Source organism: Microbacterium esteraromaticum (genome assembly GCF_028747645.1).
Lineage (GTDB): Bacteria > Actinomycetota > Actinomycetes > Actinomycetales > Microbacteriaceae > Microbacterium > Microbacterium esteraromaticum_C.
This window is the reverse complement of sequence record NZ_CP118100.1, coordinates 2,387,305-2,405,522: the sequence shown is the minus strand read 5'-3', so window position 1 is coordinate 2,405,522 and position 18,218 is coordinate 2,387,305. Positions and strand designations below refer to the sequence as shown.

Below are 18,218 nucleotides of genomic sequence, written 5' to 3'. Positions count from 1 at the left end.
TAACGTGTGAGCGTGACTGTGCACAGCTCTCCTCGCACCGCGATCATCGTCGTCGCAGCAGGCTCCGGCACGCGACTCGACGCCGGCGCGCCAAAGGCGCTGGTCGCGCTCGACGGGCGCTCGATCTTGCGGCACGCACTCGATGGCGTGTTCTCGGCGCAGCCGGCCCAGGTGATCGTCGTCGCACCGGCCGGTCACGAGCAGACCGCGGCGGACGCACTGGCGGATGCCAATCGCGATCGAGGCTGGCGGACGACTGTCGTGACGGGCGGCCAGACGCGCCAACAGTCGGTCGCCGCCGGGATCGCGGCCCTTGACCGCACGGTCGAGACGGTGCTCGTGCACGACGCCGCCCGCGCTCTCACGCCCGCCGCGCAGATCGACGCGGTCGTGGCCGCCGTGTCGGATGCGGGGATCATCCCGGCACTGGCCGTGATCGACACGCTCAAACAGGTCGACGGCGATGTCATCGTGGGTGGAGTCGATCGGTCGTTGCTCGCGGCCGCTCAGACCCCACAGGGCTTTCCGCGCGCAGCCCTCGAATCCGCCTATGCGCACGCCGAGGCGGATGGCATCGAATACACCGACGACGCCGCGTTGTTCGCCGCGGCCGGGGGCGCTGTGCAGCGCATCGCCGGCTCTGCACGCGCTTTCAAGATCACCACGCCCGCCGATCTGGAGAGGGCACGCATGCTGCTCGCCGACACCCCCGCAAACCCCTCGTTGCCCCGGGTGGGCGTCGGCACCGATGTGCACGCCTTCGGCGGTGAGGGCAACCTCTGGCTGGCCGGTCTTGAATGGCCGGGGGAACAGCCGTTGTCCGGGCACTCCGATGGAGATGCGGTGGCACACGCCATCGTCGATGCGTTGCTCGGCGCTGCGGGGCTCGGAGACATCGGCCAGCACTTCGGCACGGCGCACCCCGAGTACGCCGGTGCGCACGCCGACGTGTTCCTCGCCCGCACCGCCGAGATGCTCGCTGAGGCGGGCTTTGTGATCGGCAACGTGTCGGTGCAGTTCCAGGGCAACCGTCCCCGCTTCAGCGCACGACGCCTCGAGGCGGAAGCCGCTCTGTCGGCCGCGCTCGGCGGGGCGCCGGTGAGTGTCGCGGCAACCACCACCGACGGCCTGGGGTTCACGGGGCGTGGCGAAGGCATCGCGGTGACGGCCGTCGCGCTGGTCGTGCCGACCCGCTGACAGCATCCGTTCTGCGGAGTTCTGCGCAACGGCGGACGCCTCCGGCCAGAGTGTCCGAAGAACTGCAGAAGTCCGATCGACGGCTGTGCTCCAGGTGCACCCCGGTACGCTAGGGAGGTGACTCTCCGGCTCCATGACACCCGCGCGCAGCAGCTGCGCGATTTCGTTCCGCTCGATGCCTCGAACGTGACGATCTACGTGTGTGGACCCACCGTGCAGTCCGGCCCCCATATCGGTCACGTCCGCGCGGCCCTCAGCTTCGATCTGCTGCGCCGCTGGCTGGAGTACCGGTACGGCCGGGTGACCTTCGTGCGCAACGTCACCGACATCGACGACAAGGTGCTCGCGAACGCTACCGATGACGAGCCGTGGTGGGCTCTGGCCTACCGCATGGAGCAGGAGTTCTCGGACGCGTACGCCGCGATCGGCATCCTGCGGCCGACCTACGAACCGCGCGCGACCGGTTTCATCCCGCAGATGCACGAGCTGATCGCGACGCTCATCGAGCGCGGTCACGCGTACCCGGCATCCGATGGATCAGGCGACGTGTACTTCGACGTGCGCTCGTGGCCCGCCTACGGCGAGCTCACACGTCAGCGCATCGACGACATGGAGGCGGCTGCCGACGCCGACCCGCGCGGCAAGCGCAACCCTCAGGACTTCGCCCTCTGGAAGGGCGCCAAAGCCGAAGAACAGTCGGATGCCACCTGGGCATCGCCCTGGGGGGAAGGGCGCCCCGGATGGCACATCGAGTGCTCGGCGATGGCGCGCCGGTACCTCGGCGCCGAGTTCGACATCCATGGCGGCGGACTCGACCTGCGCTTCCCTCACCACGAGAACGAGCTCGCCCAGTCGACCGCGGCCGGTGACGGATTCGCCCGCTACTGGGTGCACAACGGCCTGGTGAACGTCGACGGCCAGAAGATGTCGAAGTCGCTCGGCAACTTCACCCTGGCATCCGACGTGCTCGCGAAGCACGACCCGCTGGTCGTCCGCTACGCACTCGCCGCCGCGCACTACCGCTCGAGCCTGGATCTGTCGGAATCATCCTTTGCGGAAGCCGAGGCCGCACTCGCGCGCGTCGAAGGTTTCCGCGAGCGGTACGCACGCGCGGTCAGCGGTGCGGGTGAGCAGGGGCCGATCTTCGCAGGCGGAGGCTTCTTCGCCGTTGCGCCGAAGATCCCGGCGCAGTTCGCAGCGGCGATGGATGACGACCTCGGCGTACCGCAAGCGCTCGCCGTGCTGCACGAGACAGTGCGAGCCGGTAACTCCGCGCTCGACGTCGGCGACCGCGATGCCGCGGCGCGGGCATTCGCGGCCGTCTCAGGGATGACCGACGTGCTGGGCCTGGCGCCAACGGCATCCACCACCGGCGACGACGGCGCGACGGCATCCGCCCTCGACACGCTGGTGCAGACGATGATCACGCAGCGCGCGCAGGCGCGCGCTGACAAGGACTGGGCCGCAGCCGATCGCATCCGCGATGCGATTGCGGCGGCAGGAATCACTCTGGAGGACACTCCGGACGGAACACATTGGAGTATCGATGGCTAAGCCTCAGCGCCCCGGAGCGGGCAACAGCAAGAAGAAGGGTGCCACCAAGGGCACCGGAGGGCACAGCCGCAAGGCGCTCGAGGGCCGCGGGCCCACGCCCAAGGCCGAGGACCGAGCCTGGCACGTCGCCGGAAAGCGCAAGGCCGCCCAGGAGCGCTTCGCCGCGGCCGGCGGTAAGGGGCGTCCCGGAGGCAAGCCGCAGCGCAACGACGTGAACCGTCAGGCGCGCGCGAAGTCCTCCGATGACACCGAGACGGTCACCGGCCGCAACTCGGTGCTCGAGGCGCTGCGCACCAAGATCCCCGCGACCACGCTCTACATCGCCCAGCGCGTCGAGATGGACGACCGGGTCAAGGAGATGCTCGCGATCGCCCGTCACCGAGAGATCCCCGTCCTCGAGGTCACCCGGCAGGAGCTCGACCGCATGGCAGGGTTCGACGGCGTGCACCAGGGCGTCGCGCTGAAGGTGCCGCCGTACGAGTACGCGCACCCGCAGGACCTGCTCGAGCAGGTCATCGATCGCGGTCAGACCCCGCTGTTCATTGCGCTGGACGGCATCACCGACCCGCGCAACCTCGGCGCGATCATCCGCTCGACCGCGGCGTTCGGCGGCCACGGCATCATCCTGCCGCAGCGTCGCTCGGCGAGCGTCAACTCGGCTGCGTGGAAGACCAGCGCCGGTGCGGCCGCGCGCCTGCCCGTCGCTCTCGCCGCGAACCTGACCACGCAGCTCAAGGAGTTCAAGAAGCAGGGCGTGTTCGTGCTGGGCCTGGACGGCGGGGGAGACGTGGCGCTGCCCGCGCTCGAGCTCGCCGACCGTCCGGTCGTCATCGTCGTCGGCTCCGAGGGCAAGGGCCTTTCGCGCCTGGTCACCGAGACGTGCGATCAGATCGTGTCGATCCCGATCTCGGCCGCGACCGAGTCGTTGAACGCCGGCATCGCCGCATCCGTCGCCCTGTACCAGGTGTCGACCATCCGCGCCGCGGAATGACGGAGACCGTTCGACGCTTGTACTGAGTGCCGCCCGCAGCGGGCGGCACTCAATACGCACCGCATCGGAGAGGCCCCACATGGCTCGCATCGTCGTCATCGGAGGAACCGGCTACGCCGGATCGCACATCGTCCGTGAGGGGGTGCGCCGAGGACACGAGATCGTGTCGATCTCACGATCGATGCCGGATGCCCCTGTCGACGGCGTCCGCTATGCGCGGGGCTCCGTGCTTGACCCGGCCGCGCTGGGCGACGTCTTCGATGGAGCGGATGCCGTGGTCTCGGCACTCTCGCCGCGGGGCGACATGCAGGATGCCGTGCTCGACGCGCTCGAAGGGCTCGTAGCCAGCCTGACCGGTACCGGTACGCGCCTGGGCGTCGTCGGTGGAGCGGGCGGCAGCCTGGTCGCTCCCGGCGGGCCCCGGCTCTTCGATCAGGGTTTCCCTGACGAGTACAAGCACGAGGCGCAGGTCGGCATCGACTCGCTCGACCTGCTGCAGCGCTCGGACGAGAATCTGGACTGGTTCTTCATCCACCCCGCTGAGGTGTTCGGGCCGTGGGCAGAAGGTGAGCGCACCGGACGCTACCGCGACGGCGGCGACGTCGTCGTGCGCGCCGAGGACGGCACGTCCACGATCTCGGGCGCCGACTTCGCGATCGCCGTCATCGACGAGATCGAGACGCCCAGGCACCACCGGGGGCGGTTCACCGTCGGGTATTAGCGCGGAGCCCGCCTAGACCAGGTCGCGCCAGTTGATCGCCGCGGTCTCGGGTGAGACGGCGACAGCGCCGGTCACCACGGGGAGTCCCATGGTCTCGGTGGGCGGGCCCATGATCGTGGCCTCATCGCGGCGGTGCCGCAGCACCTCGTTGATGTAGCTGGTCAGCACCTCGGCGAGGGGCACGGACCGCCCCTGCGCCTGCGACAGGTACCAGCGGTGTTCGAGCACCTGGTGATACACCTCAGCGGGTTCGAGCTTGGCACGCAGGTCGTAGGGGATCGCGCGCACCACCGGCTCGAAGACTCGCGTGAGCCACTCATGGGCGTACATCTCCTCGTCCGCGAGGTGCTTCTTCGAGCGCACCCGGAACTCATCGAGGTCATTGAGCAGTCGGCGCGCCTGGTTCTCCTCGACGTCCAGGCCGGTCAGGCGCAGCAGGCGCCGCTGGTGGTGACCGGCATCCACCACCTTCGGCTGGATCCGCACCGACGTACCGTCGGGAGTGGCCACCATCGACATCTCGTCGATGTCGAAACCGAGGGCGTTCAGCTTCTCGACCCGCTCGGTGATCCGCCAGGTCTCTCCGACCGAGAACGACTCCTCGTCGGTCAACGCTGCCCACAGCGATCGGTACGACGAGACGATGCCATCAGCGATCTCGAGCGCATCCATACCGTGCTCGAGCCGGCCGCCCGCGGCGAGATCCATGATCTCGCCCGCGATGTTCGTCCGGGCGAGATCCAGGTCGTACGCACGCTGACCGTCGGTAAGGCCCTCTTCGTGCAGTTCTCCGGTCTCAGCATCCACCAGATAGGCGGCGAACGCGCCGGCATCGCGTCGGAACAGCGTGTTCGAGAGCGAGACATCACCCCAGTAGAAACCCACGTTGTGCAGGCGCACCAGAAGTAGCGCGAGCGCATCGACCAGGCGCGTGGCCGTGTCGGGACGCAGCAGCTGCGTGAACAGCGAACGGTACGGCATCGAGAACCGCAGGTGCGACGTGACCAGCGCGGCCGGCAGCGGTTTGCCATCGGCATCCGTGCGTCCCGCGATCACGGCGACGCGACTCACGCACGGCACATCGAGTTTGGCGAGGCTGCCCAGCATCTCGTACTCGCGGCGCGCCATCTCGTCGGTGGTCTCCTTGACCGCCACGACCTTGCCCGACAGATCGGCGAAACGCACCAGGTGGCGTGAGAGGCCCTTGGGGAGCGAGACGATGTGCTCGGACGGCCACTTCCCGAGCGGCGTCGACCACGGTAGCGACAGCAGGCCGGGGTCGACCGTGCTGGCGGTGATGCGCAAGGATTCGGTCGTGTTCATGCATCCTCCGATGCCGATCTCTCGACGTGGCCACCGGGACGACGACGGCGCGGGCGACCCGAAGGTCGGCCCGCGCCGTCGGATGTGGGATGTCAGGCCGAGAGGACCGGCTGCTCGTTGAGTCGCTCACCCGTCTCGATGTCGAACAGGTGCACGTGACCCGGGATGGGGGCGAGCACCACGGTGTCGCCGGCCATCGGGTGACGACGGCCGTCGACGCGTGCGACCAGGTCGGTGCGCTTGCCGTTGATCTCGGTGTGACCGTAGAGGTATCCGTCGGCGCCGAGCTCCTCGACGAGGTCGACCGTGACGGTCAGGCCGAGGCCGTCCTCGGGAGCGACGATGATGTCTTCGGGGCGGATGCCGACCGTAACGCTGGAACCGTGCGCCTTGGTGACGGCTGCTGTCTCGGCGGCGACCGACTTGGTGCCGAACTGCACCCCGCCCTCGGTGAGGGGGACCTCGAAGAGGTTCATGGCGGGCGAGCCGATGAAGCCGGCGACGAAGACGTTGCTCGGGGTCTCGTACAGGTCGCGCGGCGTGCCGACCTGCTGCAGGAGGCCGTCCTTCAGCACGGCGATGCGGTCACCCATCGTGAGCGCCTCGGTCTGGTCGTGCGTCACGTAGACGGTGGTGACGCCCAGGCGGCGCTGCAGCGATGCGATCTGGGTACGGGTCTGCACACGCAGCTTCGCGTCGAGGTTCGACAGCGGCTCGTCCATGAGGAACACCTGCGGCTGGCGGACGATGGCGCGGCCCATGGCGACACGCTGACGCTGACCACCCGAGAGTGCCTTCGGCTTGCGGTTGAGGTACTCCTCGAGGTCGAGCAGCTTGGCCGCTTCGAGCACGCGAGCAGCACGCTCTTCCTTGCCGACGCCGGCGATCTTGAGCGCGAAGCCCATGTTCTCGGCGACCGTCATGTGCGGGTACAGCGCGTAGTTCTGGAAGACCATCGCGATGTCGCGGTCCTTCGGCGGCACATCGGTGACGTCACGGTCGCCGATCAGGATGCGGCCGCCGTTGACCTCTTCGAGGCCGGCGAGCATGCGCAGCGACGTGGACTTTCCGCAACCGGAGGGGCCGACGAGAACGAGGAACTCGCCATCGGCGATCTCGATGTTCAGCTTGTCGACCGCGGGGCGCGTGCCGCCCGGGTAGAGGCGGGTGGCGTTGTCAAAGGTCACAGTTGCCATTGCGTTTCTCCTTCACCGGCAGGTACGTGCCGGACGATCCGTCGTGATGGAAGCGGTGGGCACCTGCCCGCCGTGACCCGTCATCGGGTCGAGATCAGTATGGCATGCGGTGGCGCATCTGGGTATTTCTCAGGCTGCCTGGTTAACATCGAACCCGACGCCGCATTTCTTCGCGGCCGCGGGATCACCCGTCCCACCCGATCTTCAAGAGGAACGATGTCGAGCGACGAAACGCCGAACGTCCCCACCACTCGCAACTCGCGCGACGCGGTGCGGAACAAAGCACAGCAGGTGCGAGCTCAGCAATCCCGAGCCCGTGTGATGCGACGAATCATCATCGGAGTCGTCGCGATCGTCGCGGTGGGCTCGATCGGCACCGCTGTCGCGTACACCGTCGGCTCTTCGATCTCGAAGCCAGAGCTGAGTCCGCTCGGAATGGATGCTGACGGCGTGACGGTCAGTGATGTCACCCCGGCCCCGGGCGACGGTGCCACGCCGACACCGGAGGCGACTGCCTCCGAGGCAGGGACCACGGCCACGCCGACACCGGACCCGACCGAGACCGCCACCGGCCCGACAGAGATCCACGTGTATGTGGACTACCTCTCCGCGGCAGCATCCGAGTTCGAGGGCGCGAACGCGCGGCAGCTCGCCACCTGGATCGAGCAGGGCGCGGTGACTGTCACGTACCACCCGGTGGCGATGCTGACGGCGAGCTCGAACGGCACCAAGTACTCGTTGCGCGCTGCCTCGGCGGCCGCATGTGTCGCCACCTACTCGCAGGAACAGTTCTACGACTACAACCACGAGCTGCTCACCGACCAGCCTGAGATCGACACCGACGGGCGCACTGATGTGCAGCTGGCCGACCTGGCCGTCGCCGTCGGCGTGCAGAACCCCAAGCAGGTGCGCGAGTGCATTGAGCAACAGGACTTCGTGAAGTGGGCGAAGGGTGCGACCACGCGTGCATTGGAAGGCCCGCTTCCCGGCTCGAAGGATCTCAAGCTCACCAACGAGGCGCTCGTCGTCGTCGAGGGCAAGGCGTACGTGGGTGCGATGGGGGATCCGGCCGAGTTCTCGCAGTTCGTGCTGACCACGGCCAGCGACGAGTACTTCGGGGCGACTCAGCCCACCCCGACACCCACGCCGGTGCCGACCACCACTCCCAAGTCCTGACGCCGGATGCGGCTACTCGCCCCGTGGTGGCTATGCTTGTCACGGTCACCTGTCCGCCGACTTGGCGCAATTGGTAGCGCACCGTACTTGTAATACGGGGGTTACGGGTTCGAGTCCCGTAGTCGGCTCCACGAAAAAGAGTCCGCACGAACCGGCACTGCCGGTTCGTGCGGACTCTCGGTGTTTCCGGGGCTCTGTTCGGTGTTCCGTTGAGCTCGCAGTCGAGTCCGCGGGGGTCAGACCACCGGCGGTTGCGTCGGCCAGCCGCCTACCGCGCCGGAATCGGTGAAGTACCCGGTGTAATCGACGTGCGGGATGTTGTGCCAGATCATCGGGTCGGTGTTCCAGATGCTGCCGTCCGCCAGTCCCGCGAGCAGCGCCTCGACGCCCTGGACGTTCTGCTTGATCGCCTTGCCTCGGCTCTTCTGTCCGATGGAACCGCCGTAGGTCTCGAAGAACACCATCGGGTGGCTGTGGCCCGTGGGGTTGAGACCGTTGTAGTCCAGACCCAGCATCACGGCCGAAGCGACACCGCCCTTGATGTCGATCTCGTATGATCCGACACTGTAGCGGTCGATGTTGATGTAGCCGTACTGCTGCAGCGCGTCGTACACATGCCCCTGCAGTCGGCGCGTCGAGATGTCGTACTCTCCTCCGAGGATGCCGGGAAGCGTGGGGCCGCTGGGCGCCAGCGAGATCCCGAGCGACATCGTGATCGGTTCGTCGGAGTCGTCGTACTTGAGTCCCTGGTGGTGGATGTCGAGGCCGACGTCGGGCTTGACCTGAGTCCAGTACGTGTACCAGGCGAGCGATTCCTTGGCGGCGAAGCCGGCCGGCGACCAGTCCCGGTTGAGGTCGATACGCCGCTCGCTGCCGTCCTGCAGCACCGTGTGCCGAATGTACAGCTCCGAACCGTCGGGGTTGTACATCGGGATCACATGCAGCGTGAGGTTCTCTCGCACGGCCTTCCACAGCGGGGAGCCGCTGGAACCCGCTGCCTTGAGGATAGCGAGCAGCGTGTCGGGGCCGTACGGTTCGTTGCCGTGGATGCGTCCCTGCAACCACACGGAAGTCGGTCCGGTACCGACCGTCGCGACGTAGAGTTCGCGCCCGGCCTCGCTGAGCCCGGGCGAGATGCCGAGCCCGGAGAGCGTGTGCACCTGCACGGCACCCTTCGATGTCTTCTGGATGCTGCTGAGGGCCTGGACGACGTCGTCATAGGTCATCAGCGCGTCGCGGGGAGGGAAGGGGCCGGGTTCGGGGAATGACCCGGCGGCGATGGCCGGCTGGGTGGCCAGCAGGGGGAGTGCTGCCGCCAGCGGCGCGGCTGCCAGCAATTGGCGTCGGGTGAGAGAGAACGGGGGGCGTCGATCCTGCATCACTTGCTCCTATGTCGTCATTGACGGGGGTGGGGCCAGTGTGGCAGCAGCTTGTTATCACAGGCAAGAGTTGGGAGTGATCTCGATCCGCTCGCTGACAGGTATCGCAGCGGCGACCGCGGCCTCGACGATCTCGCCGCCGGGGTGCGGCGTCAACAGCCACTCCTCGGCGAAGCCCGGGGCGATCAGGAGCGGCATGCGATCGTGGACATGCTGCAGGTGCGCCGCGGCGGGTTGGGTGATGATGCTGTAGCAGGTGTAGTCGGCGCCGTCGGCCGTGCGGCCGGGGCGGGTCACCGCGGCCAGACCCAGAAGATCCCCTTCTGCCGTGGCGAAGTGCTGCCAGACGCGTGACGGTTTGGCCATCTCACGCCAGTACGAGACAGGGACGATCGCGCGCGCAGGGAGGGCACCGCGGGTACCCGCGAGGCGCTCTGAGCGGGTGTTGATCGACGCGAAGCTCGCCGGAGCGCCGTTCACCAGGTATCCCCACCAGGCCAGCTCCATCGTGTCGGGACCGGTGAGGATCGGGTTCAGATTGCGCAGGTTCTTGCCGGTGGGGCGCAGCACCTCATCTGCATTGCCCGCTGCCCACGAACGCAGCCCGTCGAGCACCGCCGCGTCGACCGCAGCCCGGTACTCGCTGTCGTCGAATCTCGGATCCAGCCCGTAGCTCGCGCACATGGCCTCAGCGTAGACCGGGCATCCGACATCCCGGTCGTCCGGCTCGGATAAGGTTGCCAGGATGACCGAGACCCGACGCATGCCCGCCTGGATCGCCCTCGGCGGGGCCGTGGCGATCGGCGTCATGACCGCTGTGCAGGCGCGCATCAACGGGGTGCTCGGCGTGCGGCTCGACGATGGCATCGTCGCCGGGTTGGTGTCGTTCGCGGTCGGGCTCACCGCCCTGCTGATCGTCGTGCCGCTGATCCCATCGGCCCGCGCGGGCGTGCGACGCCTGTGGCAGGGCATCCGCTCACGAACCATCCCGTTCTGGATGCTGCTCGGAGGCACGTGCGGCGCCCTCACGGTCTCGACGCAGGGCCTTGTCGCCGGTGTGCTTGGCGTGTCACTGTTCACCGTCGGCGTCGTGGCCGGGCAGACCATTCACGGTCTGGTGCTCGACCGCATCGGCTTCGGGCCCTCCGGTGTCGTCGCCGTCACGCCGGGGCGAGTCCTGGGGGGAGTGCTCGCGCTCGCCGCCGTCGCCATTTCGCTGGGCGGCGATGTACTGGCCAGCGCCCCGCTGTGGCTCCTGCTGCTGCCGTTCGCCGCGGGGGCCGGCATTGCCTGGCAGTCGGGGGCGAACGGGAGGCTCGCGCGTGCGACCGCGTCGCCGATCACGGCCACGCTGATGAGCTTCACCGCGGGAACCGTCGTGCTGGCGCTCGCCGCGGGGCTCAGTGTCGCCGTCACGGGCATGCCCGCGGCGCTCCCCGCAGAACCCTGGCTGTACGTCGGCGGTCTGCTCGGCTTCGTCTACATCCTGCTCGGGGCCTGGCTCGTGGCGCACACCGGCGTGCTGCTGCTCGGACTCGGCAGCGTGCTCGGGCAGCTCGTCGCATCGGTCGTGATCGACCTCGTCTGGCCGGTCACGGGCGCGCCCGCACTGTGGCAGCTCATCGCGATGGTGGTCGTCGCGGTGGCATCCGTCGTGGTCGCGCTGCCCCGCCGGCGCTGAGCGACGCGGTCAGTCCTTCTTCGACTTCTTCTTGTGCTTCTTCGTCTTCTTCTTCGACTTCTTCTTGTCCGTCGAGGTGGGCGGCTGTTCGTCTCCTTCGTGGCCAGCGTCGGGCATCCGCGTGAGCACGGTGTCGACGTCGACGGGCTTGCGCCGTCCCGCGCTCTTGCCCTCCGGCTTCCCACCGACGTAGAGCCAGCCCAGCAGCTCCTCGTTCTCGTGCAGTCCGTGCGCCCGCGCGACGGCCTCCGCCCGTGTGAGCCCACCCGTGCGCCAGATCACACCCCAACCGGCCTCATCGAGAAGCAGGCTGAGGGTGTGTGCGACGCCCGAGGCGACGGCCTCTTGCTCCCACCGAGGCACCTTGTCGGTCTTGCGGTATGAGGCGACGATCGCGATCAAGAGCGACGCGCGCAGCGGTTTCGTCGACGGCTTGTCGTCGCCGGCCGCCTCGGCCAGCGCCGCTCCGAGTGTCAGACGATCGTCTCCGCGCAGCTCGATGAGCCGCCACGGGCGCAACGACGAGTGATCGGCGACCCGGCCGGCGGCCTCGATCAGCGGCACCAGCTCATCGCGCGTGGGCGCCGCCTCGGTGACCTTCGACCAGGAGGTGCGCGCCAGCGCCGCTTCGCGCGCGCTCATGCGTCGGGCGTGAACGACAGCGCGACCGAGTTCATGCAGTACCTGTCGCCGGTCGGTGTGCCGAATCCGTCCGGGAAGACATGCCCGAGGTGCGATCCGCACGCAGCGCAGCGCACCTCGGTGCGCACCATGCCCAGCGTGCGGTCCTCGATGAGTTCGACGGCCTCGGGACGCACCGACTCGTAGAAGCTCGGCCACCCGCATCCTGAGTCGAACTTGGTGCCGCTGCGGAACAGCTCCGCATCGCACGCACCGCAGGTGTACAGGCCGCTGCGACTCTCATCGAGCAGCTCACCCGTCCAGGGGCGTTCCGTGGCGGCGTTGCGCAGCACCGCGTACTGCTCCTCGCCGAGCTCGGCCCGCCATTCGGCATCGGTCTTGTTCACGCTGTACGACATGCCTCCATTCTCGCGCGTTCCTGGCGGCGCGGGGTCGTGTTCGACGTGTCGCATTGTCGGCCCTCTCCCGGTGAGAATGAAAGGGTGACGGATGCTGTGCGTGAACGCTTCGACCGATTCGCCCAGGTCGAGGCCCCGGGCCGCAGCGAGATGTACGCCGAGTGGGCAACAGGGATCGCGTCGGATGCGCAGATGCAGCGGCTTCTCACCCGGATCGATCCGCAGCATCGGCAGCCACCTCTGGTGTTCGCCGTCACCCGCCTGCTCGGCGCGCCCCTCGGCGGCTACGTGGCCTGGCGCCAGTTCGTGCTCGCGCACGCCGACGACGTGGTCGCCGAATGCGAACGCCGTACGGTGCAGGCGAACGAGCCCTTGCGTCTGGCCGCGCTGCTGCCCGCGCTCAGCGCGATCGAGGGCCCCATCGCCCTGCTCGAACTGGGGGCTGCGGCCGGGCTGTGCCTCTACCCCGATCGGTACTCCTACCGGTACGTGGATGGCGACGGCGCGCAACGCATGCGCCTCGACCCCGACGGCGGGCCGTCATCGGTCGTACTGACCAGCGTCGTGCGCGGTCCGCTCCCGCCGCTGCGGATGCCACGGATCGTCTGGCGCGCGGGCATCGACCTCGCCCCGATCGACGTGCGCGACCCCGAGGACCGGGCGTGGATGGATGCCCTGATCTGGCCGGGGGAGCACGAGCGCGCCGCCCGTATTGCCGCGGCCATCGACATCGTCGCAGCCGACCCGCCGCTGCTCGTGGCTGGCGACGCGATCGAGCGGCTCGAGCAACTGGCATCCGCCGCGCCGCCCGACGCGACGCTGGTCATCAGCACCCCGGGCATGCTGGTCTACCTTCCCCGCGCCGAGCGGGAGACGCTGATCGATCGCATCCGCGGGATGGATGCCCGATGGATCACGATCGACCAGCCCGGTCTGCACGACGGTTGGGAACCGCCGATCAGGGTGGAGGACTTCCGCGGGTTCGCGGTGGCGCTGGATGGGCGGGTGTGTGCCGATGCCGATCCACTCGGGCGCTGGTGGGAGTGGCGTGCCGATGGTGGGACGGATGCGACGTAGCCTGAAACCATGCTCGGAGACCTCTCTGATCGCGACCGCGCGATCCTGACGCTGGAAGCGGCCTGGCCGCGGCACGGCGGCATGAAAGAGGAGACGATCCGTACGCAGTTGGGTATGAGCCCCGCACGCTACTACCAACTGCTCGGCCGGCTCATCGAGACCGAGCAGGCGCTGCAGTTCGACCCGCTGCTGGTGCGGCGGCTCCGTCGGCTACGGGACGCCCGCAGCGCGCAGCGCTCGTCTCGGATGCGGGGCTTCGTCGGCTGACACCGACGTCGAGCCCGGCGCTCGCTGGGGATTCACGGGAACCGCCCGCTAGCATCAAGGGGTGTCACAGCAGCCCCACGATCGTTTCGACGACATCCCCCGCGGCTCGGGGCGCGTCGGCGCCCACCGCGCCGAGCAGCCCGGTATGAATGCGCTGGTCGTGCTGCTCTGGTCAGCGGCCGTCGCTCTCGTGCTCATCGTCGCCGGTATCTTCGCAGCCCTCGTCATGATGGATCGCATCTCGTTCGGGTCGGGGGATTCCTCGCCTTCCGCGTCGCAGAGCGAGGAAGGGACAGCGGCCGAGATCGACACGTCGTACCGTGTGCTGATCCTCAACGCGACCTCGCAAGAGGGGCTCGTCGCCGAGGCCGAGGAGACGCTGCAGGCGCAGGGCTGGGCGCAGGGCGACGTGTTCGGCAGCGACAGGGCCAGCGAAGAGTTCGAGACCACGACGGTGTTCTACGTCGACGACACCGACGAGGCGGCCGCGCTCGGCGTGGCCGAGGTGATCGGCGGTGCTGCCGTGCAGCAGAGCGACTTCTACGCGGACTTCAACGACAGTGAACACCCACAGCTGACGGTCGTGTTGGGAACGGACCGCGTGAGCGGCGGGGCCCCGTCGACCAACGAATCCGAAGACTCTCCCGCCGAATGATCCGTGCCGGACGCACCGGCGCCACGCGGCTTGCACTCTCATGGGTCGAGTGCCAAACTGGGTGTTAGCACTCGCGTACTCTGAGTGCTAACACCCATCGCCTACGTCCGGGAGGGACGAAAGACTCATGGCAAAGATCATCGCTTTCGATGAGGAGGCCCGCCGCGGCCTCGAGCGCGGCCTGAACACCCTGGCCGACGCCGTCAAGGTGACCCTCGGCCCGCGTGGTCGCAACGTCGTGCTCGAGAAGAAGTGGGGCGCCCCCACGATCACGAACGACGGTGTGTCGATCGCCAAGGAGATCGAGCTCGACGACCCGTACGAGAAGATCGGTGCGGAGCTCGTCAAGGAGGTCGCCAAGAAGACCGACGACGTCGCCGGTGACGGAACCACCACCGCAACCGTTCTCGCCCAGGCACTGGTGCGCGAGGGCCTGCGCAACGTCGCAGCCGGCGCGGACCCCATCTCGCTCAAGCGCGGCATCGAGAAGGCCGTCGCGGCCATCACCGAAGACCTGCTGAGCAGCGCCAAGGAGATCGAGTCGAAGGAGCAGATCGCCGCCACCGCGTCGATCTCCGCCGCAGACAACGAGATCGGCGCGCTGATCGCCGAGGCGATCGACAAGGTCGGCAAGGAGGGCGTGGTCACCGTCGAGGAGTCGCAGACCTTCGGCACCGAGCTCGAGCTCACCGAGGGCATGCGCTTCGACAAGGGCTACCTGAACCCCTACTTCGTCACGGACCCCGAGCGTCAGGAAGCGGTCTTCGAGGACCCCTACATCCTCATCGCCAACCAGAAGATCGGCAACATCAAGGACCTGCTGCCGGTCGTCGACAAGGTGATCCAGGACGGCAAGGAGCTCGTCATCATCGCCGAGGACGTCGAGGGCGAGGCTCTCGCGACGCTCGTGCTGAACAAGATCCGCGGCATCTTCAAGTCGGTCGCCGTCAAGGCTCCCGGCTTCGGCGACCGTCGCAAGGCGCAGCTGCAGGACATCGCGATCCTCACCGGTGGTCAGGTCATCACCGAAGAGGTCGGCCTCAAGCTCGAGAACACCACGCTCGACCTGCTCGGCCGCGCGCGCAAGGTCATCGTCACCAAGGACGAGACCACGATCGTCGAGGGTGCCGGTGAGGCATCCGTGATCGAGGGTCGCGTGACCCAGATCCGTCGCGAGATCGAGAACACCGACAGCGACTACGACCGCGAGAAGCTGCAGGAGCGTCTCGCCAAGCTCGCCGGTGGCGTCGCCGTCATCAAGGCGGGCGCGGCCACCGAGGTCGAGCTCAAGGAGCGCAAGCACCGCATCGAGGACGCCGTCCGCAACGCCAAGGCTGCGGTTGAAGAGGGCATCGTCCCCGGCGGTGGCGTCGCGCTGCTGCAGTCGGCCAAGGTTCTCGACAACCTGCAGCTCACCGGTGACGAGGCAACGGGCGCGAACATCGTGCGCGTCGCCACCGAGGCACCGCTGAAGCAGATCGCCATCAACGCCGGCCTCGAGCCCGGTGTCGTGTCGCACAAGGTCTCGGAGCTCCCCGCGGGCCAGGGCCTGAACGCGGCCACCGGCGAGTACGGCGACATGTTCGCACAGGGAATCATCGACCCGGCGAAGGTCACCCGCTCGGCGCTGCAGAACGCGGCCTCGATCGCCGGTCTGTTCCTCACCACCGAGGTCGTCGTCGCTGACAAGCCCGAGAAGGCTCCGGCCGCTCCGGCTGACCCGACCGGTGGCATGGACTTCTGATCTGATCTGATCAGGGCCCATCGGCTCAGACAGAACGCCCCCTGCGTGTGCAGGGGGCGTTCTGCGTGTCGGGCCCGCCGGCCGCTGAAACGGGCCTCAGCGGAACAGGCTCGCCGAGTACTGGTCCGCCTCGGCGTATTGGCTGGCGGCCGACCCGAGCGCGGTGCTGATCGACGCGAGCACCTGCTCGACGTGCATCTGTGCGCCGCGCCACTGCTCGCCGCACTGCTGGAAGGCGTTGGCCGCGGTGCCGGTCCAGGTGGACTGCAGCTGAGTCAGTTGCGCCATCAGCGCGGTGGACTCGCTCTGCAGACGCTCCATGGTGGCGCGGGCGGCTCCGTGTGCGGCGTTGACCGCATCGGTGTCGACGGTGAAGACGGACATGGGTTCTCCTCTCAACGGGCTTCTGACTTTAGAAGCGCGCGGCAGGGCCGAGAGGTGCCGTTCCCGGGAGCTGTGCACAACTCCCGGCATCCGCCGATTGTGCACGGCGAACCGTCAGAGGTCGAGGCGCTGAATCGGCTGCGTCTCTTCGAGCAGGTGCGCCGGCGTCGCCTGGGGCGAGGCCAGCGGAAGCGATACCACGAAGGTCGCGCCGCCACCGGGGGTCTCATCCACCCGCACCGAGCCGTGCAGCGATTCGATGATGGACGCCACGATCGCGAGTCCCAGACCGGCACCGCCGGTCTCACGGGCTCGCGAGGTGTCGGCGCGCCAGAACCGTTCGAAGATGTGCTCACGAATCTGCGGGGGGATGCCATCGCCGTGATCGACGATCGCGATCGTACCGACGCCGCGGCGCCGGTCAGCACCGACGACGATCTCGATCGGCGCGTCTTCCGGCGAGAAGCGGCGCGCGTTGCCGAGCAGGTTCGTCACGACCTGCCGCACCTTGTTGTCCTCGCCCATCACGATCGGGGGCGTGCGCACGGGGGCATCGGTCGCTTCGGTGAAGTCGATCGACGGCACCTGCTCGGTCGGGGAGGGCTTGGGGCGGCGTCGCAGCCGAGACAGCGGCCCGCCGGCGCGCCCCGGTGCGGGGGTCGGCTTGGTCGGAGCGGGGCTCACCGGTGCGTGCAGGTGCGGTTCGACGGGGCCGTCGGCGGTGGTGTCGATCACTGTGACCGTGCGACCGGGGGCGGCGACGCGCACGTCGAGAGCAGCGTCACGAGCGATCGGACGCAGATCGAGTGGTTCGATCTGCAGCTCCCGCGAGCGTTCCTCGTCGAGACGAGCCAGGGCGAGGAGGTCCTCGACCAGGACGCCCATGCGGATCGCCTCTTTCTCAATGCGCTCCATTGCCCGCGCGGTGTCTTCATCGCCGTGGATGGCGCCCATGCGGTACAGCTCGGCGTACCCGCGCACGCTCACGAGCGGAGTGCGCAGTTCATGGCTCGCATCGCCGATGAAGCGGCGCATGTTCTGCACGGTGCGATCGCGCTGGGCGATCGACCTGTCGACGCGGTCGAGCATGGTGTTGATGGCCGCATTGAGGCGTCCGACCTCGGTGGTCGGCTCGAGGTCGGTGAGTCGTTGGCTGAAGTCTCCGGCGGCGATGGCCATGGCCGTGGACTCGACGTGGCCCAGGCGCCGAAACGTCAGCGTCACCAGCACGCGCGTGAGCAATGCCGCCAGCAGGATCGTGACAAGCGCGACGGTCGTGTACACGGCCGAGTAGGTGCCGACGATCCGGTCGGCCTCTTCCAAGGGCAGCGCGACGACCTGCACATACAGGTTGTTCGGCGCGCTCTGCGCGGGCTGCGGCGAGACCGCGGCATGGAACTGCAGCCCGTCGGGCCCGCTCAGGGGGATGACCTGGTCTTCTCGGGCCTTCGCCTGCTGAAGGGTGAGAGTCTCGGGAAAGACGGGGCGACGTTCTGCGGAGTGACCGCCGGCCTCGGCGATCATCGTGCCATCGGTCTGGTAAAACGCGACCACGAAGTCCGTCGCCCGCGGCGCGTCCGCCGCGGGATCGAAGATCAAGCCGCCGTCGCCCGCCGACACGTCGAAGAAGCGCTCGGCCTGCCCGGTGGTCGCCAGCGCGGGCAACTGCGCGTCGATGTTGTCGATCATCGCCGTGCGCAGGATGGGAACGGTGCCGATTCCGGCGATCACCAGGCCCAGGGCGAGCACCGCGACGGTGACGCCGGTGACCTTCGCCCGCAGGCTGATTCGCCGCCACCACTGGGTGACGGCATCGGATCCGTTTGCCATGAC

The 18,218-nt window shown here is 68.3% G+C and carries 18 protein-coding genes and 1 tRNA gene; 11 read left to right on the top strand and 8 right to left on the bottom strand.

Annotated features, from left to right (window positions below; translation table 11 throughout):
• Positions 1 to 12 precede the first annotated feature (12 nt).
• The 4 genes from ispD (at position 13) to PTQ19_RS11495 (ending at position 4,463) form a co-directional block, all read left to right on the top strand.
• Entirely contained in the window at positions 13 to 1,197 is a 1,185-nt protein-coding gene (gene ispD / locus PTQ19_RS11510; RefSeq protein ID WP_274367433.1) for a 2-C-methyl-D-erythritol 4-phosphate cytidylyltransferase, read from the top strand.
• 117 nt (positions 1,198 to 1,314) lie between these two features.
• Positions 1,315 to 2,751, top strand: coding sequence for a cysteine--tRNA ligase (gene cysS, locus PTQ19_RS11505; protein WP_274367432.1), 1,437 nt, complete (start codon positions 1,315 to 1,317; stop codon positions 2,749 to 2,751).
• Entirely contained in the window at positions 2,744 to 3,742 is a 999-nt protein-coding gene (gene rlmB / locus PTQ19_RS11500) for a 23S rRNA (guanosine(2251)-2'-O)-methyltransferase RlmB (RefSeq protein ID WP_179410201.1), read from the top strand. The genes cysS and rlmB overlap by 8 nt, the downstream gene beginning before the upstream one ends.
• Positions 3,743 to 3,821: 79 nt before the next feature.
• Positions 3,822 to 4,463 (top strand): NAD(P)-dependent oxidoreductase, encoded by a 642-nt coding sequence (locus PTQ19_RS11495; protein WP_274367431.1) that lies wholly within the window; start codon positions 3,822 to 3,824, stop codon positions 4,461 to 4,463.
• Positions 4,464 to 4,475: 12 nt separating this feature from the next.
• Here PTQ19_RS11495 and PTQ19_RS11490 read toward each other — a convergent pair whose 3' ends face one another.
• Complete coding sequence (locus PTQ19_RS11490; protein ID WP_179410203.1) at positions 4,476 to 5,786, bottom strand: DUF4032 domain-containing protein; 1,311 nt, start codon at positions 5,784 to 5,786, stop codon at positions 4,476 to 4,478.
• Positions 5,787 to 5,878: 92 nt separating this feature from the next.
• Positions 5,879 to 6,982, bottom strand: a complete 1,104-nt coding sequence (locus PTQ19_RS11485; protein WP_274367430.1) for an ABC transporter ATP-binding protein — start codon at positions 6,980 to 6,982, stop codon at positions 5,879 to 5,881.
• A 321-nt stretch (positions 6,983 to 7,303) separates the two neighbouring features.
• Between PTQ19_RS11485 and PTQ19_RS11480 the strand changes: the two genes are divergently transcribed.
• A complete protein-coding gene (locus tag PTQ19_RS11480) occupies positions 7,304 to 8,158 on the top strand; it encodes a DsbA family protein (protein ID WP_338000575.1) in 855 nt (284 codons plus the stop codon).
• 55 nt (positions 8,159 to 8,213) lie between these two features.
• Positions 8,214 to 8,289 (top strand) — tRNA-Thr (locus PTQ19_RS11475).
• Positions 8,290 to 8,394: 105 nt separating this feature from the next.
• Here PTQ19_RS11475 and PTQ19_RS11470 read toward each other — a convergent pair.
• Together PTQ19_RS11470 and PTQ19_RS11465 are read right to left on the bottom strand one after the other, a co-directional pair.
• Positions 8,395 to 9,537 (bottom strand): M14 family zinc carboxypeptidase, encoded by a 1,143-nt coding sequence (locus PTQ19_RS11470; protein ID WP_274367428.1) that lies wholly within the window; start codon positions 9,535 to 9,537, stop codon positions 8,395 to 8,397.
• Positions 9,538 to 9,594: 57 nt separating this feature from the next.
• Positions 9,595 to 10,221 carry an SOS response-associated peptidase family protein gene (locus tag PTQ19_RS11465; protein ID WP_274367427.1) on the bottom strand — a complete coding sequence of 209 codons (627 nt, stop codon included), beginning with the start codon at positions 10,219 to 10,221 and terminating at the stop codon, positions 9,595 to 9,597.
• A 61-nt stretch (positions 10,222 to 10,282) separates the two neighbouring features.
• On the opposite strand from PTQ19_RS11465, the gene PTQ19_RS11460 reads away from it, so the two are divergent.
• Entirely contained in the window at positions 10,283 to 11,218 is a 936-nt protein-coding gene (locus PTQ19_RS11460; RefSeq protein ID WP_274367426.1) for a DMT family transporter, read from the top strand.
• Between the two features lie 9 nt (positions 11,219 to 11,227).
• On the opposite strand, the gene PTQ19_RS11455 is transcribed toward PTQ19_RS11460, so the two are convergent.
• Complete coding sequence (locus tag PTQ19_RS11455) at positions 11,228 to 11,860, bottom strand: nitroreductase family protein (RefSeq protein WP_274367425.1); 633 nt, start codon at positions 11,858 to 11,860, stop codon at positions 11,228 to 11,230.
• Positions 11,857 to 12,258: a peptide-methionine (R)-S-oxide reductase MsrB gene (msrB, locus tag PTQ19_RS11450; RefSeq protein WP_206551598.1), complete on the bottom strand. Its 402-nt coding sequence runs from the start codon at positions 12,256 to 12,258 to the stop codon at positions 11,857 to 11,859. Before msrB ends, PTQ19_RS11455 begins: the two co-directional genes overlap by 4 nt.
• An 84-nt stretch (positions 12,259 to 12,342) precedes the next feature.
• On the opposite strand from msrB, the gene PTQ19_RS11445 reads away from it, so the two are divergent.
• The 4 genes from PTQ19_RS11445 (at position 12,343) to groL (ending at position 16,001) form a co-directional block, all read left to right on the top strand.
• The gene (locus tag PTQ19_RS11445) at positions 12,343 to 13,335 is read left to right on the top strand and encodes a DUF2332 domain-containing protein (RefSeq protein WP_274367424.1); all 993 of its coding nucleotides are present in this window, start codon (positions 12,343 to 12,345) and stop codon (positions 13,333 to 13,335) included.
• Positions 13,336 to 13,344: 9 nt separating this feature from the next.
• Entirely contained in the window at positions 13,345 to 13,602 is a 258-nt protein-coding gene (locus PTQ19_RS11440) for a DUF3263 domain-containing protein (RefSeq protein WP_274367423.1), read from the top strand.
• A 61-nt stretch (positions 13,603 to 13,663) separates the two neighbouring features.
• The gene (locus tag PTQ19_RS11435; RefSeq protein WP_274367422.1) at positions 13,664 to 14,257 is read left to right on the top strand and encodes a LytR C-terminal domain-containing protein; all 594 of its coding nucleotides are present in this window, start codon (positions 13,664 to 13,666) and stop codon (positions 14,255 to 14,257) included.
• Between the two features lie 127 nt (positions 14,258 to 14,384).
• Positions 14,385 to 16,001: a chaperonin GroEL gene (gene groL, locus PTQ19_RS11430; protein WP_206821985.1), complete on the top strand. Its 1,617-nt coding sequence runs from the start codon at positions 14,385 to 14,387 to the stop codon at positions 15,999 to 16,001.
• A gap of 96 nt (positions 16,002 to 16,097) precedes the next feature.
• On the opposite strand, the gene PTQ19_RS11425 is transcribed toward groL, so the two are convergent.
• Together PTQ19_RS11425 and PTQ19_RS11420 are read right to left on the bottom strand one after the other, a co-directional pair.
• Entirely contained in the window at positions 16,098 to 16,385 is a 288-nt protein-coding gene (locus tag PTQ19_RS11425; protein WP_179410214.1) for a WXG100 family type VII secretion target, read from the bottom strand.
• Positions 16,386 to 16,499: 114 nt separating this feature from the next.
• Positions 16,500 to 18,215: a sensor histidine kinase gene (locus PTQ19_RS11420; protein WP_274367421.1), complete on the bottom strand. Its 1,716-nt coding sequence runs from the start codon at positions 18,213 to 18,215 to the stop codon at positions 16,500 to 16,502.
• Between the last annotated feature and the right edge of the window lie 3 nt (positions 18,216 to 18,218).